The sequence below is a fragment of the Rivihabitans pingtungensis genome, from assembly GCF_003201855.1.
GTDB lineage: Bacteria > Pseudomonadota > Gammaproteobacteria > Burkholderiales > Aquaspirillaceae > Rivihabitans > Rivihabitans pingtungensis.
Window position 1 is genome coordinate 1 of record NZ_QJKI01000051.1, and the last position, 1,155, is coordinate 1,155.

The 1,155-nt window shown below is 57.7% G+C and carries 1 protein-coding gene; it reads left to right on the plus strand.

Features of this window, described 5'->3' with window-relative positions:
- Positions 1 to 84: 84 nt before the first annotated feature.
- Positions 85 to 1,155, plus strand: a protein-coding gene (locus DFR34_RS16675; RefSeq protein ID WP_110392275.1) for an IS630 family transposase whose coding sequence is annotated in 2 segments (ribosomal slippage) — positions 85 to 512 and positions 511 to 1,155 — 1,073 coding nt annotated over the 2 segments. Because the reading frame shifts where the segments join, the coding sequence is not laid out codon by codon here. This gene is flagged as partial in the annotation.

The following is a 1,155-nucleotide window of genomic DNA, read 5'->3' on the forward strand; positions in this document are numbered from 1 at the left end:
CTAGTAGCCAGTCACCATGATCTGAACAGATAATAGGCACAGCCGCTGCATACAGGACAGCACAACCCCGCTGAGGAAATCACCATGCCCGCCATCAAGTATCGTGTCACGCTGACAGATGACGAAGTCGAAATGCTGGAAGCCATGCTGCGCAAGGGCAAGTGCGCAGCGCGCAAGCAAACTCGGGCCAGAATACTGCTGAAGGCGGCTGCGGGCTGTAAGGATGCGGAGATTATCGAAGCCCTGGCCGTGTCCGCCACCATGATCCACCACACCCGGCAACGATGTGTCGAAGAAGGCGTCGAAGCCGCGTTGAGCGATAGACCGCGTCCTGGAAAAGCGCCGAAATTGACGGACAAGCAATGCGCCCATCTGATTGCCACCGCCTGCACCCCACCTCCCGCTGGACATGACCACTGGACCTTGCGTCTGTTGGCCGACCAGGTCGTGCAACTGGGATTCGCCGATTCGTTCAGCCACGAAACGGTGCGTCGGCTGTTAAAAAAACACCTTAAAACCGTGGCAGGTGCAGGAGTGGTGCATTCCTGAGGTCAGCGCCGAATTTGTTGCGCCGATGGAGGATCTGCTTGATTTGTACGCAGAACCCTACGATCCAGTGCGCCCGGTTATCTGCTTCGACGAAAGCCCGAAGCAGCTGATTGGCGAGGTGCGTGAGCCCATGCCGCCACAACCCGGCGCCCCCGCTCGTCAGGATACTGAATACAAGCGCAACGGCGTGCGCAATCTGATGATGATCTGCGAACCGAAGCGGGGCTGGCGGGATGTGCTGATCATGCAGCGCCGCACCAAAATCGATTTTGCTCACGCCATGCGGCACATCGTTGAATGCTACCCGGACGCCGAAGTGATTCGGGTTGTTCTGGACAACCTGAACACCCACAAAACAGCCTCCCTCTACGAAGCGTTTCCGCCAGAAGAAGCCCGGGCCATTGCCCGGAAGCTGGAGTTTCACTACACCCCCAAGCATGGCAGTTGGCTCAACATTGCCGAGCTTGAGCTGGCGGTGCTGTCGAACATGTGTTTGTCGCAACGTATCGCCGATGAAGAAACGTTGCGACGCGAGGTTGAGGCCAATGTGCGTGAACGCAACGCCAAAGCCATCCCCATCAAGTGGAAGTTCTCCACTCAGGATGC